The 25,176-nt window shown below is 44.8% G+C and carries 21 protein-coding genes and 3 tRNA genes; 3 read left to right on the top strand and 21 right to left on the bottom strand.

What is annotated here, in order from left to right; translation table 11 throughout:
* Positions 1–22: 22 nt before the first annotated feature.
* Positions 23–3,109, bottom strand: coding sequence for an Eco57I restriction-modification methylase domain-containing protein (locus tag M1L52_RS12185; protein WP_248615275.1), 3,087 nt, complete (start codon positions 3,107–3,109; stop codon positions 23–25).
* 610 nt (positions 3,110–3,719) lie between these two features.
* Here M1L52_RS12185 and M1L52_RS12180 point away from each other — a divergent pair.
* Entirely contained in the window at positions 3,720–4,220 is a 501-nt protein-coding gene (locus tag M1L52_RS12180; RefSeq protein ID WP_248615274.1) for a hypothetical protein, read from the top strand.
* A 126-nt stretch (positions 4,221–4,346) separates the two neighbouring features.
* On the opposite strand, the gene M1L52_RS16410 is transcribed toward M1L52_RS12180, so the two are convergent.
* The 9 genes from M1L52_RS16410 to M1L52_RS12140 form a co-directional block, all read right to left on the bottom strand.
* Positions 4,347–4,481 carry a hypothetical protein gene (locus M1L52_RS16410; RefSeq protein ID WP_262917995.1) on the bottom strand — a complete coding sequence of 45 codons (135 nt, stop codon included), beginning with the start codon at positions 4,479–4,481 and terminating at the stop codon, positions 4,347–4,349.
* 77 nt (positions 4,482–4,558) lie between these two features.
* Complete coding sequence (locus M1L52_RS12175; protein ID WP_248615273.1) at positions 4,559–5,593, bottom strand: Fic family protein; 1,035 nt, start codon at positions 5,591–5,593, stop codon at positions 4,559–4,561.
* Positions 5,594–5,841: 248 nt separating this feature from the next.
* Positions 5,842–6,636 (bottom strand): NERD domain-containing protein, encoded by a 795-nt coding sequence (locus M1L52_RS12170; protein WP_248615272.1) that lies wholly within the window; start codon positions 6,634–6,636, stop codon positions 5,842–5,844.
* Between the two features lie 28 nt (positions 6,637–6,664).
* Positions 6,665–7,042: a hypothetical protein gene (locus M1L52_RS12165; RefSeq protein ID WP_248615271.1), complete on the bottom strand. Its 378-nt coding sequence runs from the start codon at positions 7,040–7,042 to the stop codon at positions 6,665–6,667.
* Between the two features lie 4 nt (positions 7,043–7,046).
* A complete protein-coding gene (locus M1L52_RS12160; RefSeq protein WP_248615270.1) occupies positions 7,047–8,144 on the bottom strand; it encodes a hypothetical protein in 1,098 nt (365 codons plus the stop codon).
* Positions 8,145–8,183: 39 nt separating this feature from the next.
* Positions 8,184–8,804: an Abi family protein gene (locus tag M1L52_RS12155; RefSeq protein WP_248615269.1), complete on the bottom strand. Its 621-nt coding sequence runs from the start codon at positions 8,802–8,804 to the stop codon at positions 8,184–8,186.
* Between the two features lie 179 nt (positions 8,805–8,983).
* A complete protein-coding gene (locus tag M1L52_RS12150; RefSeq protein ID WP_248615268.1) occupies positions 8,984–9,286 on the bottom strand; it encodes an LPD28 domain-containing protein in 303 nt (100 codons plus the stop codon).
* On the bottom strand, positions 9,283–10,434 hold the full coding sequence (locus M1L52_RS12145) for a type I restriction enzyme HsdR N-terminal domain-containing protein (RefSeq protein ID WP_248615267.1): 1,152 nt from the start codon (positions 10,432–10,434) through the stop codon (positions 9,283–9,285). Before M1L52_RS12145 ends, M1L52_RS12150 begins: the two co-directional genes overlap by 4 nt.
* A 29-nt stretch (positions 10,435–10,463) precedes the next feature.
* A complete protein-coding gene (locus tag M1L52_RS12140) occupies positions 10,464–10,637 on the bottom strand; it encodes a DNA cytosine methyltransferase (RefSeq protein ID WP_248615266.1) in 174 nt (57 codons plus the stop codon).
* Positions 10,638–11,772: 1,135 nt separating this feature from the next.
* Here M1L52_RS12140 and M1L52_RS12135 point away from each other — a divergent pair.
* Together M1L52_RS12135 and M1L52_RS12130 are read left to right on the top strand one after the other, a co-directional pair.
* Positions 11,773–12,276 (top strand): hypothetical protein, encoded by a 504-nt coding sequence (locus tag M1L52_RS12135; RefSeq protein WP_248615265.1) that lies wholly within the window; start codon positions 11,773–11,775, stop codon positions 12,274–12,276.
* Between the two features lie 327 nt (positions 12,277–12,603).
* Positions 12,604–12,705 (top strand): smalltalk protein, encoded by a 102-nt coding sequence (locus M1L52_RS12130; protein ID WP_248613829.1) that lies wholly within the window; start codon positions 12,604–12,606, stop codon positions 12,703–12,705.
* A 43-nt stretch (positions 12,706–12,748) separates the two neighbouring features.
* Here the strand turns inward: M1L52_RS12130 and M1L52_RS12125 are convergent.
* From M1L52_RS12125 to M1L52_RS12075, 11 genes are all read right to left on the bottom strand, one after another.
* Positions 12,749–12,820, bottom strand: a tRNA-Glu gene (locus M1L52_RS12125).
* A 32-nt stretch (positions 12,821–12,852) separates the two neighbouring features.
* Positions 12,853–12,924 (bottom strand) — tRNA-Glu (locus M1L52_RS12120).
* A gap of 11 nt (positions 12,925–12,935) precedes the next feature.
* Positions 12,936–13,022 (bottom strand) — tRNA-Ser (locus tag M1L52_RS12115).
* Between the two features lie 110 nt (positions 13,023–13,132).
* Positions 13,133–13,282, bottom strand: a complete 150-nt coding sequence (locus M1L52_RS12110; RefSeq protein ID WP_248615264.1) for a hypothetical protein — start codon at positions 13,280–13,282, stop codon at positions 13,133–13,135.
* An 11-nt stretch (positions 13,283–13,293) separates the two neighbouring features.
* The gene (locus M1L52_RS12105; RefSeq protein WP_248615263.1) at positions 13,294–14,190 is read right to left on the bottom strand and encodes an RluA family pseudouridine synthase; all 897 of its coding nucleotides are present in this window, start codon (positions 14,188–14,190) and stop codon (positions 13,294–13,296) included.
* Positions 14,191–14,196: 6 nt separating this feature from the next.
* Positions 14,197–14,832, bottom strand: coding sequence for a trimeric intracellular cation channel family protein (locus M1L52_RS12100; RefSeq protein ID WP_248615262.1), 636 nt, complete (start codon positions 14,830–14,832; stop codon positions 14,197–14,199).
* A 28-nt stretch (positions 14,833–14,860) separates the two neighbouring features.
* Positions 14,861–16,132: a replication-associated recombination protein A gene (locus M1L52_RS12095; RefSeq protein ID WP_248615261.1), complete on the bottom strand. Its 1,272-nt coding sequence runs from the start codon at positions 16,130–16,132 to the stop codon at positions 14,861–14,863.
* 14 nt (positions 16,133–16,146) lie between these two features.
* On the bottom strand, positions 16,147–16,554 hold the full coding sequence (locus M1L52_RS12090; RefSeq protein ID WP_248615260.1) for an ATP-binding protein: 408 nt from the start codon (positions 16,552–16,554) through the stop codon (positions 16,147–16,149).
* Between the two features lie 40 nt (positions 16,555–16,594).
* Positions 16,595–19,024 carry a TonB-dependent receptor gene (locus tag M1L52_RS12085; protein ID WP_248615259.1) on the bottom strand — a complete coding sequence of 810 codons (2,430 nt, stop codon included), beginning with the start codon at positions 19,022–19,024 and terminating at the stop codon, positions 16,595–16,597.
* Positions 19,025–19,028: 4 nt separating this feature from the next.
* Entirely contained in the window at positions 19,029–24,350 is a 5,322-nt protein-coding gene (locus M1L52_RS12080) for a non-ribosomal peptide synthetase (RefSeq protein ID WP_248615258.1), read from the bottom strand.
* 5 nt (positions 24,351–24,355) lie between these two features.
* Positions 24,356–25,174: an ATP-binding protein gene (locus tag M1L52_RS12075; RefSeq protein ID WP_248615257.1), complete on the bottom strand. Its 819-nt coding sequence runs from the start codon at positions 25,172–25,174 to the stop codon at positions 24,356–24,358.
* Positions 25,175–25,176 lie beyond the last annotated feature (2 nt).

Here is a 25,176-nt window from a genome sequence, read left to right as displayed (position 1 = left end):
TTATAATCTTGGTAAAATTACGTTATGCATCCATCACTATTCTGCGTTCTTCCTCGGTCAGTCCATAGAGGTCGAACACTTTATTATCTATCTCTTCATCTGTGGCTTTTATCTGCGCCGAGAGCCCTTGGCATTCTGCCACACGCTCATTGAAGGCATCTTCCCACTCGTCTTGCTGCTTGATGGGGATGTTTATCTTCTGTTTCTTCAACTCTTTCAGAAAATCAGCAAATGTCATCTGGTCAAACTGCTGCAAGGCTGTCGTTATTTTCACACCTTCCAAGTTATCAATTAGTCTGCGCTGGAATCGACTGCGTTTGTCCTGAAGTTTGGATATAAGAGAGAGCATAGTTTCTGCAAGAGATTCAAGAGATATCAGCTGCTCTTGCTTTACTCTTGGTAGCACAAGACGTTTCCAATCATCTGGATAGATATGAATGTTACTACGACGTTCCGTATTAAGTTCATATCTAATAAGCGATGAATTAAAGATTGCAAGCAAAGCATTATAAGAATAGTTAGCTGAGTCTTCTTCAAACTTACTTCTTTCCTCTTTGTCTTTGTATGCTTTTGACACACTATTGTTCTCAATACCCTTTAAGTCAATCCAACGCTTAAAACCAATGGCACTTTCGTTGAAATATCCATTTTCAATGTCAAGGAATGTACGAGGAAAAGCTCCCGGACTTCGCATCGTAACCAACTTGGGAGAGCCTTCAAACATTTCCGTAAAACCCTTACGGCTCCACTTGCTTGGTGAACGGTCTGTACCATACTCTATATAGCGCCCGCGTAATAGTTTCCAACTACTTATATCCTTCCCTTCATAATAAAGTTTGGGATGCTCTTTATCTTTTATGTCAGAAAGGAGATCACCAACAAGGAACTCTCCTTTATATTGTTTTTCATCGCTATTACCTACAATGCCTTTTGTAATATAACAAACATTCCCTAAAGGAATCATGTCTATCCTTCCTTCAAGAAGGCTTTGCTTGGCATCAATTCTCAGGTTATCAGGATAACGGTCTAATGTGTTTTCAACATATTGATGGTTGGCATCATGTATTCTTTGCTTAAAACATTTGACACCACATTTATCGAAATTAACAATGACACTCTTAACGCCAACATTTTCAAACACCTCAATATTGGGGAAATAATCTATCATTGAAAGGAAGTGATGTTCCTTCATATACTCAAGACTCCGCTTGCCATATTCTGCATGGCAATAGGCATCAGGAATAATGAATGAACAAAGACTGTTTGGTTTAGACAATTTGATAGATAATTCAAGGAAGGGAATGTATAAATCCCATTTTCCTGACAACGTTTCCCATTTACCACAGGATGTCATATAATTGCGGAAATCCAAGGAATTGCCTGGGCTATCTGCTCTTACATACGGCGGATTACCAATCACCACATCGAAGCCTCCTTTCTCGAATACTTTGGGGAACTGCTCTTGCCAATTGAATGCCTTTTCGCCAGCAATAGCTGGGTCGCTGATAAGCGAGTTGCCACACTTTATGTTTTCATTCAGCGAGTTTAGCTTACGGTGAGGTTTAGCGGTGCGCAGCCAAAGGGCAAGCTGGGCTATCTCGACGCTCTCTTCGTTGATGTCAACACCATAAAGGTTATGCTCCAGAATGCTGTTCTCCACGTCTTGGAAGACGATGGCAGCACCTGCCACCTTGGCTTCCATCTCGTCCAAGTGCTTGTGTTCAGTCATCAGGAATTGAAGAGCAGCATTTAGGAAAGCACCACTGCCGCAAGCAGGGTCAAGGATTTTAATCTGGAGCAACCAGTTACGATACTGGTGCAATTGCTCCAGCAAGCGTTGTTTGGTTTTCAGTTGGCGGCGTTGGTCTGAGAAATACTCATCCTCAACGATGTTCAACTCCTGCTTCTTCTCAGCACAGAGTCGGCCAACGGTGTTCTCCACAATATACTTCGTGATATACTGAGGGGTGTAGAACACTCCGTCCTGCTTGCGTTTGGAGGTCTGGGGCGCTTCGCCGTTGTTGATTTGCTGCGTCACTTCCTCAATTTCCGAAAGTGAGTTCTCGAAAATATGGCCCAAGATGTTTACATCTACATCGCTCTCGAAGTCGTAGGCAGAGAGTTTACGCGTGTGTTCAGCAAGAATATCGTCGCTAATTGTGAGACTATTGAGCACATCATCTGGTTTGAAGAGACCACCATTGTAGGCAAATATCTCGTATTTCTTACCCTGATAGCCCGTATCAAGATAGCCAAAATGTTTCTTGATGCGCTCGTAGAGAGACACATCCATGTCAAGGTCTTTCAGCTGTTCCCATTCGTCCACAATTTGTACTATCATATTGGGCGGCAGCAGCCCGCAGTCCTCGGCAAAGAAGATGAAGAGCAGACGGTCCAGCAGCTTCTGCGTCTTCTTGAACAAGAGCAGTTGCCACTCCTTCTCATCCCTACACTCAGGTGTAGGATTCTGTGCCACGATGTCGGCAAAGAGCACGCGCTTAAACTGCGAATAGTCTTTATATAGTGCGTTTGTAATCTGGTCTTCAGAAGATACAGACTCATTCTTCATCTGCAGGGCAACGCCTCGCTCCACCTGCGTCCAAGCCAGACAAAGGTATAGCTCGCGGAAGTCGTCGTAGGTCATGTGAAAGATGTCCCACTCACGATACTCCACCGCATTGTCTATGTATAGGCGTAGCTTCTCAAAGTTGGATATGATGACCAGACGAGTATCCTTGTGCTTGCTCTTATAACCGAAAGCCTGATTTTCTATGCTTGCCAAATCTGGCGTCTTGTGGTCTTTCAGTTCTATCACGCCAATCACCTCGCCGTCGAGCAGTATGGCCCCGTCGGCCTTTTTTGAACCGACTTCGTTCTTCAGTTCCGTCGTCAGATTATAGTTGGGCGAAGGATTGATGGTATAGCCCAGCACCTTCACAAACAGCTCGCGCAAGAACCCCTCTTGGAACTGCTCTTCCTTTATTTTATGGATGTTGGCTTGTATTTCCTCGTTCAGGAAATAGCTTGAGTATTGAGCCCAAGGTTTTGCTATCTGCTCTTCACTAAGCAGATTAAGGTTCTTCTTGACAATATTCTTTTGTAGTAGCATATATTTATTATCTCATAATCTTTGCTTCACCATTGAATGCCAGCATTACGTGGACGATAGGACAATGTCTACATTTTTCTTTTTTGCAAAGATAGTGATTATTTTTGGAACGACAAATCTTTATGTGAGTTATTCACGAGAAAGTAGGAAAGTAAGAAAGTAGGAAAGTGGACATTAAGGTATTTTTGTAAGGAAGATAATTAAGAATAATAATATAAAACACCATTATAATAGCAATAATAAAAAAGAATAATGGTAATAATAATATTTTAAAAAAACTTCTACTATAAATGTCTCTTTTCTGTATTCATTAGCGCTTCTGGTAGGTCAGAAAATGCTTTATGTCCACTTTCCTACTTTCCTACTTTCTGTATTTCTCATGCTAAGAAGCGATAGGCCTAAACGCTCGGAGAGTTCTTACTAAACGCTCCGGGCGTTTAGTTAGAGGTTAGTGGTCTCACCTCTTAAACTTTTTCTTTAAAAATATTTGCGTAAATATTTGGTGGAATGGAAATTATTTCGTATCTTTGTATCGTTAAAACACACGGGAAGCGGCCACCCGATGAAGCTGGTCGCAAGGGTAATCTAATACAATTAAAAACACACAATTATGGGACAAGTAACAATTAAAGTTTACAAGAACACTAACGAGAAGCTGCCAAAATGCTACGGCAAGTACTATGGCAAGGTGCTCCACCGCGAGACACTCGACACCGATGATCTGGCCAACCACATCATGAGCCACGGCACGCTGTACACCGACGACGTGGTGCTGGGCGTGACACGCAAGCTGATGCGCTGCATAGCAGAGCTGCTCACAGAGGGCTACAAGGTGAAGCTCGACGGAATAGGCACGCTCTATCTCGCAGCCACCTCCACAGGCTCTGACACCTACGAGGACTTCGATATCTCGAAGAACATCACACGCATAGGCGTGAAGTTCACAGCCGACCAGAGCAACGACAGCCTCTACACCGCACGCATGATGCGCAAGAACACCAACCTCACCACGAAGATAGGCAACTCGAAGGTGACCTTCGGAGAGCAGGAGGGAAGCGGAAGCGGCGGCAATGAGACGCCAGGCGGAGGGGCTATCGAGGAAGAGCCTTAAAACCTAAAACCCACCCCTTCCATTCTTGGACGAGCCAAGCGTCGCAAGCGCCGAGCGCCCGAGGGGAGGGGGATGAGTTAGAAAAGAACGCGAGAAAAAAATCCGTGAAATCCGTGAAATCCGTTGTTAAAGAAGAAAGCTATGAAGAACGAAACGTGGAAATTTGTTTTGCAGACCCTCTATCTCGATGCCCATCTTGCCGAACACCTCTGTCTTGTAATACTCCAGCATTTCTGCTGCTGTCTTTTTAAATTCCATCATCTTATTCTCTATATAATTCTTACAAGCGTTCAACCACAACCTTGTCAGCTTTATCGTTATTATCTTGTTGTTTTCAATTAAAAATACTCTCTCACGGCAAAGTCAAACTGGTCGATGAATATCTGCTTGAAGGCATACAGATTGTTCTGCTCGTAGAAGATGAGCATCGCCTTCTTGTAGTCGATGGAGTCAACAGAACGGAAACTCAACGGACAGTAGCCGTTGGCTATCAGAATGGCATTGCTGGTGATGCGAGCCGTGCGCTTGTTACCGTCAGAAAAAGCCTGGATATACGACAGAAGCACCAGCGTCAGCAGCGCCTTCTCGAACACGTCCTCCTTGCTGTTTATCAGGTCGCAGGTATCATGCATAGCCTCGCGAATCTGGAACTCGTTGTCCAGCGGATGATAGTTGGTGCCTGTGATACCCACACGGCGATGTCGGATACCCCTGTCCACCGAAAGCTCCTTAGTCAGCAGCTGGTGGATATCCTCTATATGGCTCACCGTCAACTGCTGCAGGTAGTCAGGATTATCCAGCACGAATCGTAGCGCATCCTTATGATTCAGCAGCATCACAGCCTCCTCCTTCGTCTTGCCGTCGGCCGTCTTGCTCTCGCGCAGCAGTCGCTCCGTCTCCAGCAGCGAATAGGTATTGCCCTCAATCTGCGACGATTTCCAGCTCAGGTCAATGCCCAGCCGCTCCATTTCCTTGCGATACTCGTTTTCCGTCATCTCGCTCACATGCTGGCGAAATTCCGCCTGTAGCGCATTCAGGTGTTCCATCTCCTCGTCGGTAAACAAGTGCACGGCTGGCAACTGATAGCGTATCAAGTCGAAGTTGAAAGACGTCTGCACCTCGCGCTCGTCCACATCCTGCGCAAAGTACGTGTCCAGATTTAGCGGCATCAGCAGATGAGCCTGGTCCGACAGCTTATACCTTGTGGCACGCGCCTTACCTTCCACCACTACATCGCCCTTGGCCACTGCCGTAGCAAGCAGACGTTTCATAGTGGCATCGCTTCCCTCGAAAGCTGTACCACGGGCTATTTCATCGCGCGACGAAAGCGGATGATAATGCAGAAACTGCAATATTTCTCTTGATATATCCATATCTTTACGTTCTTTAATCGGCGCAAAGATATGGATAATTTTTTAATTATCGGCTCATTTTGAGCTAAAAATTACATTTCGCAGTATTATTTTTGAGCCGATACTAGATCTTGCTACGTCTTATCTATTACATATTACATCAAGCATCAGACATCGTCAGTCCCCGCTCGGCTCTGCCGCTTTTACTAAGCAAAGCGACTAAAAGAATCCCTCTTCGTCATTATTCTCCATATAGCGGCTCATGCCGTTTAGTGAGTCGTGAACTTGCACTTAGGATAATTGGAGCATCCATAAAAGGTGCCATACTTGCCAGTACGCATAACGAGATTGCCACCACATTGGGGACAAATCCCCAAAGCTACTTTACTATTTTCCTCTGCTTTTGATGCATAGATGTTGTTGACGTGCGACCTATCATCTACGAATTCCCTGATATTGTTATGAAGTAGGATATCCACTACTCTATGGACATCATTGTCCGTCAGATAAATGGTCCTGAAACTAAGAATCGTTTCCAAAAGATTGAAATCATAAACAACATGATAGTTAGAGGTAACATCCTTCAAAACAGCGCTACCAGTAAATACAATTATTGGGACGACCTTCAAAACTGACCATTCTGAAAGCAGACTCTTTATGGCAATAGAATGCGCCAGTGACTGCTTTACTGGATTATAGAAATGGTTCTTTGTGACATAAGTATAGGTCTTCCACCATTTCTTCGTGTAAGTCACATCAGTAATGATCATCTGAGTCCACTCTTTGCGATTGTCATCTCCATATATCTCGCCTCGATAGTTTTTGGTCTCAATGGCGAATACGCCATATTTTGAAACAACGATATGATCTATTTGAGTCGTACCTCTATTCGTCTGTAGAACGATATCATCCAGTATTACATAATCGTCTGGCAATTGCATGAGGATATTGTGGACTCTGTTTTCACCTTCCTTACCTTTATATTTAGGAGAATTATACCACCATCTGAGGATGATAGCGCCTCCAACAACTACGGCAAAAATTATATATAGGAATATGTCCATATTACAACAACGTCACTTCCGTTACTCTTTATTGCTCTTTATTGTTATCCGGCAGCGTCAGTGTTCCACCATTATGCTCAATGTTGGGGCCAAAGTTCTTGTCGATGTTTGTTTCCTTTTTGTTGACAAGTTCAAGATGAAGATTGATCTTTGGCTCTTTCAACGATTCCTTTACAACATCAGTAAGTTCATGAATTGCATCTACGACCTTATCTTGATAACACTCTTCTTGAACAACTTTTTTAGGTTCTTTCTTTTTTACAGGGAGATTGTCTGTGACGAATTCCTGATAAACGGCTTCATCGCCCTTCATCAGTATCTCCCTATCGTTGTCAGGAGTAGTATTTGCTCCACGATGCTCTATATACTGGGCATTCTTGCCAGTCATTGTTATCTTTCTACCCATATCGTTATTCCTTATCTTCTTTATCTGAATTTTCTATATATTGCGCATGATCTCCTGTCATGGTTACATTGTGGTTTATTTGAATAACGGGTTTCCCTTCCTCTGGGTGAGCTTTGAGGTAACTCTCGTATAGTTTTTTATGAACTTCAGGGTGTAGAGAAGCGTCTATGCTATCAATAAGAACAATCGCCTCAGACGACAACTCCTCTGATGTTTGCGGCTTTATAGTCTTTTTCCCAAATATCTCAGGAAACAGGGTCTCTGCTATAATATCAAGTTCATGATTAATATATTCACCTTCAACAATCTTCCTCAGTTGTTCAAGCTGAAACTTAAATTTATTCTCTGACGCGAAGTATTGAGGGCTTCGAAGAATAATCCAATCAGCAACCTTAAGAAACAAATGACCATATTCTGTTCTGGACTTGTTGCTACGTGTTTGTGCCGCCAATTGGACATACTTTGTATATTTGGTACCGACAATTCTGTTTAAAACAAGTGAGTACAGGTAACTAATGACACTCCATTTCCTCTCCAACAAAACCAATTGTTTGTTTTTATCTGGAATAGTCATTTTGCTACGCTCAATCATAATAACTGCCATAAAGAAAGCATACAGTTCAAGCCGCTCGCTATCTTTACGAACCTCCTTGTCCTTTAGCTTCTTTTTTACTACAACATAAAGACTATCCCAGTCCTCTTGATAACCCTTTCTCGAAAGATGGGATAGGATGACCATGCATTTATTCTCATAGCATAATTCCTGATGAATGAGAGATGCATGTTTATCTATGAATTCTATCCAATTAATTCTGCCAGTCATCCGAGCCCAGTTGTCACATATCTCCATAGATTTGGATATTAGGCTGGTCACCATATAAGCCTTTCCAAGCCTATAAATTCTGTTCTCTGGGTAAAGAATATACTCCATGACGTATGGCCTTATCGCCATAGCCAATTCATCCTCTCTATGGTCTCTGGCTATATTTTGGAAAGTAAGTCCCTGATAATAGAGGTCAAAGACTGCATCTTGACTTCTACCACTCAAATAATTCTCTATTGGCGTGATTATCCAGTCTGAAATGTCAGTCCCAACTCTCATTCTTTATCATTATTCTCTTTGTATCTAATCTATTCCTTTTCATCTGATGCTATCAATCTTATTCAACACCTCATCAGGTTTCTCTGCCCACTGAATTACATTATCTGGTTGCTGACCCATATATCCAATATACTCACAAATCAGCTGATAATGATCACGGGCAAAGGCAGTGCTGATGTTACCAATACCATCGAAGCAAATCGGCTCGTGGTGGGCAATGCGGTTGCGGAACTCGCGGATATGGGTGAGGTCTTTGTAGATATCTGCCTGGTTTTTACCTTTCCGTTTGTTTGGGAAGATTTGCAGGAGAGTCTTGCCACCTCGCTTGTATCTTTTCTTTGAAAAGAGTTTTGTCCAGAATCCCATCGTCAGCGAAGCAACCATTTTGTCGTTGTTGTATATACCACGCCTTCTATATCCTGCTTCCGTCTGTCTTATCTCATCCTTATTATATTCGAGCAACTTACCACTGTCTGCTTGGTTAACTATCCAATCAGGATCAGAGTAATATGCTATATAGTGTTCGTTAATAGCATTCCTCAACATAACCTCCAATAGATTCAATGTACCATAGAACCGCTGGCATAGTCTGAGATTGTAGCGATACAATTGCATCGTCTTCCGCTTGTCGCCAGCGCAAGCGTTCTGATATTTGCGCATTCTGGGCACCGAATATAGCTTTTGACTCGTCTTAAAGTCCATTTCTCATTAATTTTTCTAAATTTTCTGTCACTTTTCTTGCAAGTTTCAGTTTTTCCTCCTACCTTTGTAGCGTAACACCCCGTTGTCCCTGCTTACGCATACTTCGGGGTTAGTGTTTTTTATAAGGGTATCGTCATCTAATAATAGTGACCGTATCTGATTTCAAAGAAATTTCTATTACCATTCTCGCCAAAAGGAATCTTAGTACGAGTGATGAAAGTTCCTGAATGATTTACCCATACATACGGCTCTATAAAAGCAATATACCCCCACTCATCTTTATCATCTTCACGGAATTCATACATGTTATATCCCTTGGGGCATTCCTTATGAGCAAATCTTTGGTCAAGATACCAACCACGAATACAATGCTTTTTACCATCAGCAGTTTCTATTCCGATGTAGTATTTGTCGAAATCCTTAAAAAACTTGTTCTTCATTCTTTGTCTTTTATTACGTTCCAACCCCATTTCTCCATCACACGGAAAATATTGGGGATGTTATAGGCTCCCCATTGGTTACAAACAGCAAATCGAACGCCGTCTGCCGTCTTCAACAATTCTTCTTCCTTCATCAGATAGCGAGTCTCCAAATCTTTGCGGTCATGCTCCATTTCATGCAGTTCATCAAGGCTTCTGACTACGCCGTATGAACCTTGCATCTCGTCAGGGAATATCTGCTCCAGCTGGCGAAATGTTAGTTTGGGATGAAGTTCTAAATAGCGGATGATAATCTCACGGACTATTCTGTTCTTGCCAAAATAGTTCGTGCCGCCATCAATGGAATACTTCGTGTTGTCACGTCCATTGCTGCCATTCTTGGAACGGGGCTGCTTAACGAGGACATAATGTGACTGTTGGCCTATTTCATTCTCCATGTCCGCATTATCATCCTCATCTTCCTTTTGTCCTAATGGCTGGGCAATGAACTTGTAGCGGTTCAGCAACTTTGTAACAAGTCCGTTATCGTATCGTTTCATTCCAACAAGATAATGCTCAACCATTTCCTTTAAAATAGCATCGCCACCATCTTCTGCAAGTTTTCCTGTAATGTCACGTAATCCCATCGATGTGTGAATTTCGTTCATACGCTCTTTGCAGAAGATTTCAAGCCGTTCCTCACTAAACGAACTACGTGCGAAGAAGTCTACAAAACGCCAACCTTCATCAGCCTCAGAATCAAGACTTACACCCCACACCTCAGTAGGCTCATTCACAGAGTCGTCATAGAACAAAGCAATCCTATCGCCAATATACAAACCGAATGGCACACGACATTGGCGCATGTAAGATACTAACTGCAATATCTGGTCTTCATTGAGTTTATTCCTTGGTCTCTTCACCTCAATAACGAGCACTGGACGTTCGTTAATTTTCAACGTAATGTCTGGCTCCAGCTGATTATGCGAACCAATCTTGATGCGTTCCTTAGGGCAGATTTCTCCTTTGGGTTTGCTCCAGTTCAGTAGTCGTAGTCCTTGCTCTATCATATCCTGATATGGATCTTCAAGGATGTCTTCCTTTGCCGCCTCTATTAAGTCATAGCAGAACTCACGCCACCTATTTTGATTCTTCTCGTGACTCGTCATAAGTTATGTCGATTTTAGCTCATTGTACCTTACCCGTGTGTCAGCTCGCAATTATCATTGATGTCGCTTGCCAACACAAAGTCGTAATAGTTGTGATCAGTATACGCTTGCATGAATCCCTTGCTGATGCCGCCAGCACCAGCAAACAGGTCTACAAACGTCACGGGCTTGCGCCCTTTTGTGAATTTATCTAATTGTGCCATTACAATTCTTTATTCTCTTTAGCCTACAAAGATACGAATAATTTCTGAGATAATAGTGTTTTATTAAGAAATTACACATTATTTAATGAATAGCGGCTCAAACTCATACAAAAATGCGTCCCGCTACGCTTCGTGTTATCTCATACATTTTAGCGTCACAGCACCGATAGACGCACAGAGGGACAGACCCCATGTGTCATTAATTGAGTACACGATTGAGCGAAAAAGTGAACAAATTCGCTTCATTTTATGTGATTTTGCATTTTCGGGCATCGAATTTGAAGATTTTTGTGTATATTTGCAGCGTGTTCTCGTAAGAGACACAAGCTTATTGCTCAACTTTCTCTCTCGAATCACCACCTCGTAATCGAGTTATTCACTTATTGACTTCGTCGATAACTCTCACGTTGACTTCACCGACCTCGAACGCGCCTCGGCCATTAGAGAGCTAGCTCTCATGGCTCTCACTGCTTACTCGGTTTGGCAATATTTGAGCAAGTTCACATTGCTCTCACTTAATCGAGTTATTCACTTATTCAGTTATTCACTTTGGACATTTAGGTTTTTCAAAAACCGAATGGGATGGAGGGGATGAGGAAAGTGGATGAGAAGAGATGGTGGAGAAAAAATATTGAAATATTAATTTATATTATATATATTATATATAATATATATAATATAAAATTTTCGCTTCAAGAAATACTCAAAACACAGATGTCCAAAGTGAATAACTGAATAAGTGAATAACCTACCCCATTCATACGGAAAAAGTTTACTCGCTCAACTGAGAAATGTTGACAACCTCCCCTGAGGTTGTTGACTTTTTTCCTAAGAACGTTGACTTTTATACGGATATTATTTACTTCTGTTTTTTATGCATAAAAAAATTCGAAAAAAAATCAGCAAAGTATTCGTAAACCGCAATGGCGATGTTGTACCTTTGCAATGCATTCGAATGACACACAAGAGCGTTTAGAAAGAACGCACGCGGCGTTTAGAAAAAACACCGCCAGCAATCAGGAAGAACGCTCACGAGAGAGCTCAAACTACTTAAACAACTTAAACCTTTAAACAACTTAAACTTTTAAACCATTAAACAACTTAAACCTTTTAAACCTTTAAACTATTAAAAACTATGGGAACAATTACAATTAAGAAGTATCAGAACACAAACGAGAAGCTGACGAAGTGTTACGGCAAGTGGTATGGCAAGGTGCTCCACCGCGGCACAATGGGCACCGATGAGCTGGCCAACCACATCATGAAGCACGGCTCTGTGTATACCGACGACGTGGTGCTGGGCGTGACCCGCAAGCTGATGCACTGCATAGCAGAGCAGCTGGCAGAGGGCTACAAGGTGAAGCTCGACGGAATAGGCACGCTCTACCTCGGTGCCAGCTCCACAGGTGCGGACAGCTCCGAAGACTTCGACATCTCGAAGAACATCACTCGCATAGGCGTGAAGTTCCTCGCCGACCAGAGCAAGAACAGCATCTACACCGCAAGGGTGATGCGCCAGAGCAACACGCTCACCACGAAGATAGGTCTCGAGGGTGGATATCTGGTCGACGGAAGCGCAAGCGGCAACGGTGGTGGCAATGACACGCCGAACCCAGGGGCAGTGGAAGAGGAACCTTAAAACCTAAAACCCACCCCTTCCATTCTTGGACGAGCCAAGCGTCGCAAGCGCCGAGCGCCCGAGGGGAGGGGGATGAGTTAGAAAGAGCGTTAGAAAACAATGGTTCATTCACCACAGATTTCACAGATTTCACAGATTTTAGCTGCGCACTATGATGGGATTTGATTTCGATTACAGCAACTAAAGTTGCGATTAGCTGCGCAAGCAATCTGTGAAATCAAAAATAATCGCGGCTTAGCCGCTGTAATAGACAACAAAATCAGTGTAATCTGTGGTCGAAAAAAACTACAGAAACTAAAAATTTTTAATCTAATAATCTTGAAAGCTATGAAGAAAGAAACGTGGAAATTTATTTTGCAGACGCTCGCGGCGATACTTACCGCGATAGCAACAAGCCTCGGAGTGCAGAGCTGCATGACGATGATGTAACAAAAAAATCCCCTGAATGCTTGAGCAAACAGGGGATTTTCTGTAGTCGGTAAGGGAATCGAACCCTTATGCCAAGATTGAGAATCTTGTATCCTAACCGTTAGATGAACCGACCGGTATTAACTTTAACCATAAAGATACTGTGAGTAGTCGGTAAGGGAATCGAACCCTTATGCCAAGATTGAGAATCTTGTATCCTAACCGTTAGATGAACCGACCAGAGAGAGTTGCGGAAGCTGGGGGATTCGAACCCCCGGTACAGTCACCCGTACGGCAGTTTAGCAAACTACTGGTTTCAGCCACTCACCCAAACTTCCTCGGTTGTGCAAAATATGCTACCGAAAAACACTTTCTCTCAAATGCGGTGCAAAGGTACGCATTATTTTTGACACGACCAAATTTTTGTATGTACTTTTTTTCAAAATATTCAAAATAGGTAGAAATAGGCCAATGAAAGTGCCGCAAGGATGATTAGCAGCATGATGGCCTTGACTATGCAGCTTGCCACTTTCTTAATTATGGTGACAGCCACGATGATGACTGCGAGAACAAAGATGTAGTAAACGAGATTGTTCATCGGTATGTTTATTATTTGAAAAGTTGACGGAAGGCTGTTGGCACAGGTGTCTCAAACTCCATGGGCTCGCCTGTCACTGGATGGTAGAAGCAGAGCAGCCATGCATGTAGGCAGAGACGGTGTATGGGGTCATCGCCATTGCCGTATTTAGGGTCGCCGCAGACGGGATGTCCCATATCGGCTGCATGGACACGAATCTGGTTCTTACGTCCTGTCTCAAGCTTGAACTCCACAAGCGAGTGCTCAGTTGTGCGGTCAAGGACGCTGAAGTGAGAGATGGCGAGCTTGCCACCATTATCCACAGGCGAGGAATAGGTGATATAGGCTTTATTGTCTTTCAGCCAGCTCTGTATGGTTCCCTGGTCTTCTTCCATCTCTCCGCTGAGCACAGCCACATAGCGTCGGTCATAGACAATGTTGTGCCAGTCGTGCTCAAGTGCCTGCTCGGTATCTATGTCCTTGGCGTAGATCATGAGTCCGCTGGTGTCACGGTCCAGACGGTGTACGACATGGGCCGTGCACTTCTGTCGCGACTTCTTGAAGTAGTCATCGAGCACGCTCTTCACGTTGAGCGATGAATGACCTGCTGCCATAGACAGTATGCCGATGTTTTTCTCAATGACGATGATCCAGCGGTCTTCATAGACAATCTTCACATAGCGGTTCTTGAATTCCTGCTGGTTGCGCTTAGAACGGCTCACGGCAACCTTCATGCCTGGACGGAGTGTGAAGTCGAACTGTGTGACGGTCTTTCCATCTACCTTGATGCCACGGCCCTGAAGGGTGGCTTTTATCTTTGTGCGGCTCTGCTTGACGTTCTCAAGGAGAAACTCCAGCAGTGGTTGCTCCTGGCTGACAACGAAACGGTCGTAGTCGTCGCCACGTTTTATTCCTGTATTTATTCTCATAGTGTATTATTCTTGTTTATTATTTTCTTCGTATGACTTCAATATGGGCAGCGAGATGTGGTAGCGCACGGCAAGGAGACGACAGACGCAGACCACGAGGAATGTTACTATTGCTGTAAGTTCAACAGGACAGTTGAGAGTGATGCAAGCCCAATAGACCAGTCCGCCAAGTACGCAAGCCATGGCATAGATCTCCTTGTGGAAGATGACGGGCTCGTTGTTGAGAAGCACGTCGCGGATGACTCCGCCTGCCGAGCCTGTTATGCAGCCCATGATGATGGCTACCCAGAAAGGCTGTCCGAAAGCGAGGCTCTTCTGTATGCCGGCTACGGTGAAGAGTGCCAGTCCGAAGGTGTCGAACACGAACCATGCGTTCTTCAGTGGCTCCATCCATCGTTCGAAGAACGCCACGGTGAGCAGCGCCACAGCCGTACAGATAATATAAATAGGTGTGGTCATCCAGAATGGTGTCGTTGACAGCATCACGTCACGAATGGTTCCGCCGCCTATAGCCACAGCTATGCCACAGACATAGCCTCCAAACCAGTCGAAGTGCTTAGCTGCTGCGTGGCGTATGCCAGATATGGCAAATGCAAATGTTCCCAGCATCTCAATGATGCTTATAATCAGATCTTGATTCATAATTTATTTAGAGGTGAGAGGTAAGAGGTTACTTCTCATATCTTTCTCCCCAGTAATTTACCATGCGCTGGTAGAGTTTCTCTTCAGCTGGGTTGTGCTGTCCGTGCCAGAAGCGCTCGCTGACGAGACTGTCGGGCAGATACTGCTGAGGACAGAAGTGTCCCTCGTAGTCGTGGGGATACTTATAGCCATCGCTGTAGCCAATGTCCTTCATCAGCTTGGTGGGAGCGTTGCGCAGATGTAGCGGAACGGGCTGGTTGCCTGTCTCTCGAACGGTGGCCAGAGCGCTGTCGATGGCCAGATAGGCGGAGTTGCTCTTTGGCGAAGTGGCGAGATAGACAGCTGCCTCTGCCAGCGCTATGCGAGCCTCAGGCCAGCCTATCTTCATCACGGTATCGAAGGCAGCATTAGCCAGAAGCAGGGCGTTAGGATTAGCCAGACCAATATCCTCGGCAGCCGAGATGACCAGGCGGCGTGCAATGAACTGAGGGTCTTCCCCACCCTCTATCATGCGAGCCATCCAGTAGAGAGCACCGTCAGGATCGCTGCCACGAATGCTCTTTATGAATGCCGAGATGATGTCATAGTGCATCTCGCCGTCTTTGTCGTAGGCCAGCGGGTTCTGTTGCAGACGCTCTTCTACGAGCTTGTCGGTGATGACGACATCGCCACTCTCCGACTCCACCACAAGCTCCAGAATATTCAGCAGCTTGCGGGCATCGCCTCCGCTATAGCGAAGCATGGCACCTGTCTCCTGAAGCTCGATGTGGCGCTCACGCAATATAACATCAGTCGTTATGGCACGATGAAGAAGCTGTAGGAGCTCTTCCTTGCCAAGAGGCTTAAGAATGTAGAGCTGACAGCGCGAGAGCAGCGGACGGATAACTTCGAACGAGGGATTCTCGGTGGTGGCTCCGATGAGCGTCACCACTCCCCTCTCCACAGCGCCAAGCAGAGAGTCCTGCTGCGACTTGGAGAAACGGTGAATCTCGTCAATGAAGAGTATGGGCGACATCTCGTTGAAGAAGCGTCCTTTCTGGGCTTTCTCAATAACGTCGCGTACATCCTTCACACCGCTGGTAACAGCCGAGAGTGTGAAGAACTGAGTCTGGAGTTTGTTGGCTATGATCTGTGCAAGGGTGGTCTTGCCCACGCCTGGAGGGCCCCACAATATAAACGAAGAGATGCGGCCTGCATCGAGCATCTTCCTGAGGACAGCACCCTCGCCAACAAGATGCTGCTGACCAATGTATTCGTCAAGAGTGCGCGGACGAAGGCGCTCTGCTAATGGTTGTGACATGTTTGCTCGCTTAGTTATAGTTTCTTCTTCATAGTAAGAATGTTGTAGCCATCCTTACGTTCATATTCCACAGTATCCATCAGCTGACGGACAAGAAATATTCCCAGCCCGCCTATCTGGCGCTCCTCAACACCAAGAGTGATGTCGGCATCTTCTTTCTTTGTAGGATCGAAGGGAATGCCTTTGTCGCTTATGGTGAACAGAAGCGATCCGTCGGACAACGCGGCCACTATATCAACATCGCCCTCCTCACCAGCGGGGTAAGCATACATGACAACATTGGTCACAGCTTCCTCAAGAGCCAGATTGAGGCTCATGGCCAGCGAAGGGTCGATGGATGCCTCTTCGGCAATAGCATCGACGAAGTCTGCCAGTTTAGATATTTGTTGCACGTCATTGTGCAAGGTGAGTTTCTTTGTCATTATATAATAATGTTGATTGTTATTCAAATAGCGTATAGAATTACAGGCGGAACGTTACGGTTCCCATCATCGTGCGACCAGGATACTGGTATGGGAAATAAGAAGTTCCTCCTATATAGTAAGTGGTGTTGAACACGTTCTCACAATCCAATGACAGAGTGAGAAGCTCCTTGCAGTCATACTTCAGTTGCAGGTCGAAAAGAGCCTTCTCGCCAAGATGGAAATCCTGGCTACCAGTGAAACGTGAGTCGGCCTTGTTGATGGTGCGTGAGGTGTAACTCACATTGCCTCCAAGGCGTACAGAGTGGCCCATACGTCTAAGCAGCACCTTCTCGCATGTGAGATTGGCACTAAACGACGGCACGCTGTAGATGGCATTGCCATTGGAATAATATTGCTCAGAGCTTATCACACGCTGCCATGATGCGTTCACCCTCGAATAGAACGTAGGAAGTTTGTAGGACAGTTCGCCTTCAGCTCCGACAATCTTCAGTCGGCCTGAGTTGATATACTTAGGAGCATTGATGTCCTTGCTCTGGTTGTTACAGATAAGGTCGGTAAGATGGTTGTAATACAAGTTAAGGTCATAGGACAGATTACTATTAACCGTACCCATGAAGTTCAACTGAAACGCATTCATGTATTCAGGCATCAGATCCTCACTGCCACGATAGGTGTTCTGAGTGTTCTGACGATAGAAATAAGGTGCATCGACAAACGAGCGCGAATAGCTTAACTTGGCACTGAACTGACCTGAAGGAAGGTAGATGAATGCAACACGGGGAGAGAGGGCGTTGACATTGACCTTGTTACGGCGGTACTTATTGTCAAAGCGCAGTCCTGCATTAAGAATAAGCTTGTCGGAAAGCAGATAGTGCTTGCCCTGAACAAAACCGGAGAGGATACGCTCATTGCCCACCTTCAACTGGTTCTTAGACTCGGGCGTAGTTACGATGATTATCTTCTGGTATTCCTCGCCAAAGAAAAACTCGTTGATGGGAATCTCGTAATACTCGAACTGGGCACCGACAAGGAAATTACCACGGGTGTGACCAATACGGTAGTCGTGAGAGAACTTGGCCATAGCGCCGATGGTGAACTCCTCCCAATTGTCATCTTGATAGACACCATGATACAGGCGTGTCTGGGGCTTGCCATCAGGACCTATGACAGGTGTTCCGCTACCATCGGGCTTGAACTCGTAGGTGATGATTGAGTCGGAAACAGGCTGGTAGTCCTTGAACTTATAGAAGTCGCCGTAAACGGAAACGTCAATATTTGAGTTCCCCAAGTTTCTACCATAGCCAAACTCCATGTGTGTCTCATCGATAGAATAGCCTGGGGTAACGCCACAGAAACGGCGGAAACGGTCGTAGTCGTAGGTCTCACCATACCACGAATACTGAGGAACCTTCTTGCCGTATTTGCGATTCAGCATTAACGAGAAATCTTTGAAATGAAGATTACATCCAATATCGTAGGACGGCTTTCCTGTATATCTTCCCAGATAGGTATAGCCATCGTGCTGGGTCTGGGTGAAACCTGTGTTCTGAGGAACGGTCTGGCGATTGCCATCAGAAGAATAGATGGATGCCCACGCAAAAATGTCGGAGCCAACAAAAGAGGTGCCTGCAACAAGGTCTGCGCGATGGGTGCCATTGGAGCCATAGCCATATTTGCCTGTCACACCATTTATCTCGTTACCTCGCTTGGTGATAATATTTACCACAGCAGTAAGAGCCACATTGCCATAGAGTGAAGAAGCCGGACCACGAAGCACCTCTATATGGTCTATCTTCTCGGTACTGATAGCATAGTCGAGTTTGCCATTGTTGGTAGAGCGGGCGTTCAGGCGGTGGCCGTTTTCCATAACGAGAATCTTCTCCTGTCCGTTGGTATAGACACCATGCATGGTAACATTGGAAAAGGCATAAGAACAGACCTCGCTCATGCCAGGAACATAGGCAGCTAATATCTGTCCTATACTCTTGTTGTTGCTAAGCATGTCAATCATCTCACGAGTGATGATGGTGACTGGCACAGGAGCCTCCATGACACTCTCGCTTTGGCTTGAAGCGGTGGTAATGGTGGAATTGCGGCCAGACTTCAACAAGGTGATCATCTCCTCAAAACGAATAGGGTCGTTGACAGAGGTGTAATATGGATTCATGTTCAACAGCTGCTGAGCATATTTCTCAGATTCCACGTTATTATCCTGTACCATATAGCAGATGGAGATAAGACGAAGAGCATTCTTCCTCATATTACCATCAAAGAGATTAATGTTGTCCTTCAGGAGAGTTATGGCATGGTCAAAACGGCCTATCTTATATGCATCTTCAGCTTCCGCATAGACATGGCTCAGCTCGCTGTCAACCTGAGCTGACACCACATGGGGAAAGAGCATAAGGACGAGCAACACGATGCGTCCTAAACAGCTGCTGATGAGTTGTGAAGTCATTTTCATCATATTTCTATGGTTTGGTAATTGTGGTTACTTCTTTGTCAATCAATTCTAAATAGTCTGTAGCGAATCGCTTTTCCAACATGCTGAAATGGTCAGCTTCTATCATGTGGGTCTTCAGCTGCGGAACAAGAGAACGCCATTTCTCGTCGCTTTCACGACTTAGCTTTTCGTGATTCTCAACAAGCATGTTTTCTGCCTGACGAGTAGCTTTGAACAAGATGGCGCTGCCCTGATAGGCGGGCATGTCGGCATCCAGTTCTACTGGTACAGAAAGGTGCTCAATGGAGGCATCGGTCATTGACTGCAAATTGCTGTAGGTGTCAAGCATGCAGACCAACGGAGACTGTCCAGTCATAGAATGATAACGGACAGCACACCTATAAGCCAGCTCGCCACCAAAGCTATGTCCGATGAAAAGTGAAACTGATGCTTCATGATGCAAATGTGAGGACAGATATCCGACATAGAGATCAACAAGTTCTGATGTCATAACCATCCTGTCGCTACTGAACATCTTGATATGTTCTTCTATTGGCCCGATGAACATCACGGAGTAACGTGTGCAGAGAGAATCCTTAAGCGCCTCTAACTGGCTGTAAGACGTCAGACCCTGAATCAGAACAGCTACAGGCTTTGTGGAATCGTATTCGTTCTCCCAGCTGCCAATGGATGTCTCCTGAGAGAGAATGAGGCGTATGGACTTGTATTTCAGCACAGAATTGACATTCAGCGTAAGACCTGCTTTTTCTGCCAGGAAGCACATCTTGATGGCAAGAAGCGACGAGAGCCCCAAGAGGGTAAGATCGTCAGTAACTCCGAAATTATCAGTTCCTAACAATTCCTTTGCAATAGTGTAAAGTTTCTGTTCGCTGTCGTTAGAAGGCATAACCTTCATTGACTGAATTACGTCAGACTCACTCACTTTGCTCTGTAGAGCTTTGTAATCAGTCTTTCCGTTGAGGGTTACAGGTATGTTGTCAAGTTGAATCAGAATCTGAGGCACCATGTAGCTGGGCAGTTGAGAAATGAGATAATCCAAAAGGGCTGCTCGGTCTATGGCACGTGAAGCACAATAGAAGCCGACAAGCAGTTCACGATTGCCTTCATGATGTACCATGACAACAGATGAAATAACATCATCGTAGCTCTTAATCTTGTTCTCTATCTCGCCAAGTTCGATGCGATAGCCTCTCAACTTCACAAGATTATCCATGCGGCCTTGATATTCTAACTCGCCAAAGGCGTTCCATCGGACAAGGTCGCCAGTATGATATGTTTTCTTATTGCTGCATGAGGGACTGACAGTAAACTTCTTGTCAGTAAGCTGATGACGGTTCCAGTAGCCATTTGACAGCTGACGCCCTGAAAGACAGAGTTCGCCTATTGCTCCCTGAGGCAACAGCCTGCCTGCTTTGTCAACAACATAAGACGTGCAGTTAGGAACCGTTCGCCCAATGGGAATATTCCTGTAAGTCCTGCCTTGATTCACCTTATGGTATGTGGCACAGACAGTAAACTCAGTAGGACCATAACAGTTATACAGCTTTACAACCGACGGCCTGAAAGCTGTTAGCTTCTCACCACCAAGCATGAGGAAGCGCATGGGCAAATCATACTGTTCGAGCATAGCCATTCCGAACTGTGTGGTTAGCAACATGCCTACTATATGGTTATCGCAGATGTACTGATACAAACCGTTCATGTCGTGGCGTAGAGAGCTGGACAGAATGTGAAGTGTTGCTCCGTTAACAAGCGGAGGGAACAGGTCGAACATAGAGCCATCGAAACAGAAGCTCGTATGAAGGGCACACTGGTCGACAGGCTTTAATTCTTCAACATCAGACAGCCATGTTATAAAGTTAAGTAATGCCGAATGGGCAACAACAACACCTTTAGGAGACCCTGTGGAGCCAGAGGTGTAAATCATATAAGCCAGCGATGACGGAATACAACGGCATACTGGAGAACAGTAAGCTGAGAAGTCAATATCATCGAGTCTGATTGTGGTTGGAACAATGTCAAACGAGCAATGATTTAGATGTTCACCCTTAGTTATAATGGCGACAATATGCGCATCGTCAAGAATATATCTGATTCGTGAATCAGGGTATTCACTATCCAATGGGATAAAAGCTGCACTACACTTCATAACAGCAATCATGGCTATCACGAACTCCTTGCTTCGAGGAAGAATGAGGGCAACAAATGAATCGGGAACGACTCCTGCTTCAATAAGTTTGTGTGCCAGCAGGTCTGACTGTCTGTCTAATTCAGAATAGGATATGGAGCTTTCGCTATCAACGACGGCGACAGAATCTGGATGAAGACGAGCCTGACGTCGGAAAAGACTCACGAAGGTCTCTGATGTGTCATAATTCAACACATCGCCTCTGCCTAATGAGACTATGCGGTTCAGAGCATCTGTCTTAAGAAGAGGAATATCACGCAAGTTAATCTTCTTGCTGTTCTCAGCAGCAAAGCCACAGACTATAGAGTCAAAGGTCTCAATGAAAGCACGGATGAACTGCTGGGAATAACGATTGCCGGCATATTCTATATGAGAAAGCAACTGGTTTCCATTACGGAGCACCTCTACAGCAAGATCCTCTCCAGTAGCGTTGAGCTTAACAGGTAACTGCTCATACTTCTCACCACAAAGGACATCGGGGAATCCGAAATCGCCTTGATAGGCAAAGAGCACATGACTGTTAACATGATGATTCATTTCACTCAGCTCTGCAAACGAGAACAAATCGTTGTTCATGCTGGCCAAGAGCTGATGCTTCATATTATGCAGATATTCACAGATGGTTGTATGCTCATCCCATTTGGCATGAACAGCCAGAGTCTTTACCATCATGCCAATAGTCCTGATGGTTCGCAAATCCTTGCGACCATTATAGATGGTGGCAAATAGCGATTCCTCTAAGAAAGAATATTCTCCAAGGAGATAGCCAAAGGCTGAGGTCATCAGCACATTGGGGGTGACATCAAGTCTCTGGCATGCTGACGACAACTGCTGGTATTCAACAGAAAGCGGTATTTGCATGCTACCCCACTCCTGTTCAGACCCCTCATCCATATCGCCTTCTGGAAGTGAATCTACTTCAACATCGCCAAAAGTCATGCGATTCCATGAACGAGCGTCGTCAAAGGCTTCAGTAGTTCGCAAATGCTGTTCTTCCTCGGCAACACCATATCCGCTGAATGATTCAACATCGACGGCGTTTCCATCATAGAGGGTATTCAAGTCTTCTGTCAGAATGTTGTAGGAATAGCCATCGAAAATGATGTGATGAAAATCCATGAAGAGATAAGCATCACTGGGAGTTACGATAATGCGTATTCGGAACAACGGTTCTGACAATATGTCGAAGGGACGAACTAGTTCGGATTTCAATGAAAGGAACTGCTCTTCACTTACGTGCTCTATCTGCTGATGATAAATAGAAGAGCTGTTTTGAGACTGACAGGGACTACCGTTATCGTCAATGAAAAGACGCATTTTAAGGAACGGATGAACCTCTATCAGCTGTTCAAAGGCACGAGCAAGTTGGTCTGTGTCAACATGCTTACCTAATCGATATAGTACAGCATTGTTATAGATGGTTTCTCCTTGATGAAGCATGGATTCAGCATAGATACCCATCTGAGTCTTACTCAAAGGATAGGTTGAGCGCTGCTCTCTATTAATCTCAATGCTCTCACGGCATGCCTTAGCAATATTCCTTGGGGTGCGGTGGACATAAATCTTTCGCGCTGATAAAGGCAGATCTGGACAAAGAGTCTGGAGCTTCATAACGCGGATGCTGTCGCCACCAAGTAAGAAGAAATCTTCATTCACGCCTATGTGACGATAGCCCAATGTACTCTCAAAAGCCTTACACAGCTGCTTCTCGATATCATCTTTAGGCGCCTCGTAAGGTTCCCTGTCAATAATCTCATCATCAGAAGCTGGAGATACTAAACTGTTGCGGTCAAGTTTGCCATTCATGTTTACAGGGAAGCTGTCCATCTTTACGAAATAGACAGGAACCATGTAGCTTGGAAGCTTTGAAGACAGATAGTCGAGAATACTTTCCTCTTCAACACCTTCTTCGGATATGTAATAGGCACACAGATACTGACGACTGTTACCTGCGGTAAAGCCTTTAACAATGGCGTTGTCAATGCCTGGCATCTTCTTCAAAACAGTCTCAACCTCGCTGGGCTCTACACGCTGGCCGTTTATCTTCAGCATCCAGTCCTTGCGATTGATAAGGATAAGGTTTCCATCAGGACGTGCACGGACAATATCTCCAGTATGAAGCCATCCGCCACGATAGAGTTCCGTAGTACGCTTTGGGTCTTTGAAATAGCCAGGTGTCAAGTCGCCCTGATAGCACAGTTCGCCTTCTTCTCCTGGTGCTACTTCGTTACCATCCTCGTCACGAACGCTATAAATGTAAGGTTTTACGGGAATGCCTATTGGGGTGTTGTCGTAGGGTTTGTCAACAACGAATGTTGCGCCAATACCGGCAGTCTCAGTCTGTCCGCAATAATTTATAAGCTTATAGCCTTTAGGACCTACACCAGACACACGTTCAGAGGCAGTAAACACTACTTTCAATGTGTGTGACTTGTTCTGAAAGTGAGGCAAAACTGAAGGCGGAATAAAGACGAATTCAATATTCTGTTCGGCAATAAACGTTTCAAGCTTCCTTATGTCAATCCTTACGTCGGATGGTACAATGTTGACTGTTCCTCCACGAGTAAGGAAATCGTATATCAGTTTACATGCGACAAAGAACATAGGAGCTGTGACAGCCATTAAAGAGACATTAAGCTCCTTGAACATATCGTCTGGAAATAGAGGAATTCCAAATGAACGGAAGGAATGTAATACCCCCTTGGGACTACCAGTACTGCCTGAAGTATAGAAAAGCGAGTTGATATCGTCTTCTTCAGGAAGAGATAGAGGCTCTTGGGGTTCAAAAGAGATAATTTCGTTCATTACAGACTCGTCTATCAGCAATGGGGACTCACTATGCTCCATAATCTGCTGGATGCGAGACTCTGGAAATTCTATACCCAATGGAAGAATGGCATTGCCAGATAGCCAGATACCAATTTCAGCTGCAATATATTCCATGCTTGTAGGAAGGCAGATGCCAATAAAAGAGTGAGCTGGCAGATGAAGGCTGTTGACATAGCCAACAACCCTGCAAGCCATCTCGTAAAGCTCTTTATAGGTCGTCTTTCGATTTCCTCGCTGGTCAATGACTGCGACTCGTTGAGGATAATTCTCAACAGAATCCAACAACCATTTTATGAATATTGCATTATTCAATGAAACTATTTCTTAATTGGTAGTATGAATGTAAAGCAAGCACCTTCTCCGAGTGTTGACTCAAAAAGAAGTTTGCCGCTATGTTTGTTTTCAATAATGTCACGAGTGATGTTCATGCCTAATCCTGTACCCTGCCCAATGGGCTTTGTTGTAAAGAAATTCTCGTAAAGGCGTTGCTTAACCTCATCGGTCATGCCTTCACCATTGTCGGCAATGATAATCTTCAGGGAGCTATCCTCTGTCTTCACGGTCACGTCAATCTGAGGCATGAAGTCGGGTTGCTCCTGCTGTTTCTTCCAAACAGCATAACAGGCATTGTTCATGACGTTAAGAACAGCACGGCTTATATCCTGTGGAATAACCATTATGGGCTGGAGATTCTCCTCATAGGATTCGTGGATGCTGACATTGAAATTCTTATAGTTTGCTCTCATGGCATGATAAGAGAGCCACACATATTCATGGACAATATGACATACATCTGTTGGTATGAACTCACCATCCTTACCTCTTGAAACTAGCAGTATTCCACGGATGATGCTGATTGCTCTTTCTCCGTGTTCTACAATCTTAGCCATATTCTCATGCAAGTCAGCTAAGATGTCATCAACTTCTTCGCGATCGTCATCTGAAAGACTATCTTTATTGTCTTCCATTATCTCAGTCAGATCACTCAACAGCTTGTCTGACATCTTGCTGAAGTTGATGACAAAATTCAAAGGATTCTGTATCTCATGAGCAATACCTGCACTTAACAGACCTAACGAGGCAAGTTTCTCCTGCTTCTTCAGTTGCTCTTTTAATTGTTCCAGTTCCTGCTCCATAG

Origin of the sequence: Prevotella sp. E13-27 (assembly GCF_023217965.1) — a bacterium.
GTDB lineage: Bacteria > Bacteroidota > Bacteroidia > Bacteroidales > Bacteroidaceae > Prevotella.
Note: the sequence above shows the minus strand (reverse complement) of the source record. Positions and strands in the feature narration are given on the sequence as shown.

Bases quoted from the DNA above. Each gene is read 5' to 3' on its own strand.
- M1L52_RS12185 (WP_248615275.1), bottom strand. From the start codon at position 3,109: ATGCTACTACAAAAGAATATTGTCAAGAAGAACCTTAATCTGCTTAGT.
- M1L52_RS12180 (WP_248615274.1), top strand. From the start codon at position 3,720: ATGGGACAAGTAACAATTAAAGTTTACAAGAACACTAACGAGAAGCTG.
- M1L52_RS16410 (WP_262917995.1), bottom strand. From the start codon at position 4,481: ATGATGGAATTTAAAAAGACAGCAGCAGAAATGCTGGAGTATTACAAG.
- M1L52_RS12175 (WP_248615273.1), bottom strand. From the start codon at position 5,593: ATGGATATATCAAGAGAAATATTGCAGTTTCTGCATTATCATCCGCTT.
- M1L52_RS12170 (WP_248615272.1), bottom strand. From the start codon at position 6,636: ATGGACATATTCCTATATATAATTTTTGCCGTAGTTGTTGGAGGCGCT.
- M1L52_RS12165 (WP_248615271.1), bottom strand. From the start codon at position 7,042: ATGGGTAGAAAGATAACAATGACTGGCAAGAATGCCCAGTATATAGAG.
- M1L52_RS12160 (WP_248615270.1), bottom strand. From the start codon at position 8,144: ATGAGAGTTGGGACTGACATTTCAGACTGGATAATCACGCCAATAGAG.
- M1L52_RS12155 (WP_248615269.1), bottom strand. From the start codon at position 8,804: ATGCGCAAATATCAGAACGCTTGCGCTGGCGACAAGCGGAAGACGATG.
- M1L52_RS12150 (WP_248615268.1), bottom strand. From the start codon at position 9,286: ATGAAGAACAAGTTTTTTAAGGATTTCGACAAATACTACATCGGAATA.
- M1L52_RS12145 (WP_248615267.1), bottom strand. From the start codon at position 10,434: ATGACGAGTCACGAGAAGAATCAAAATAGGTGGCGTGAGTTCTGCTAT.
- M1L52_RS12140 (WP_248615266.1), bottom strand. From the start codon at position 10,637: ATGGCACAATTAGATAAATTCACAAAAGGGCGCAAGCCCGTGACGTTT.
- M1L52_RS12135 (WP_248615265.1), top strand. From the start codon at position 11,773: ATGGGAACAATTACAATTAAGAAGTATCAGAACACAAACGAGAAGCTG.
- M1L52_RS12130 (WP_248613829.1), top strand. From the start codon at position 12,604: ATGAAGAAAGAAACGTGGAAATTTATTTTGCAGACGCTCGCGGCGATA.
- M1L52_RS12110 (WP_248615264.1), bottom strand. From the start codon at position 13,282: ATGAACAATCTCGTTTACTACATCTTTGTTCTCGCAGTCATCATCGTG.
- M1L52_RS12105 (WP_248615263.1), bottom strand. From the start codon at position 14,190: ATGAGAATAAATACAGGAATAAAACGTGGCGACGACTACGACCGTTTC.
- M1L52_RS12100 (WP_248615262.1), bottom strand. From the start codon at position 14,832: ATGAATCAAGATCTGATTATAAGCATCATTGAGATGCTGGGAACATTT.
- M1L52_RS12095 (WP_248615261.1), bottom strand. From the start codon at position 16,132: ATGTCACAACCATTAGCAGAGCGCCTTCGTCCGCGCACTCTTGACGAA.
- M1L52_RS12090 (WP_248615260.1), bottom strand. From the start codon at position 16,554: ATGACAAAGAAACTCACCTTGCACAATGACGTGCAACAAATATCTAAA.
- M1L52_RS12085 (WP_248615259.1), bottom strand. From the start codon at position 19,024: ATGATGAAAATGACTTCACAACTCATCAGCAGCTGTTTAGGACGCATC.
- M1L52_RS12075 (WP_248615257.1), bottom strand. From the start codon at position 25,174: ATGGAGCAGGAACTGGAACAATTAAAAGAGCAACTGAAGAAGCAGGAG.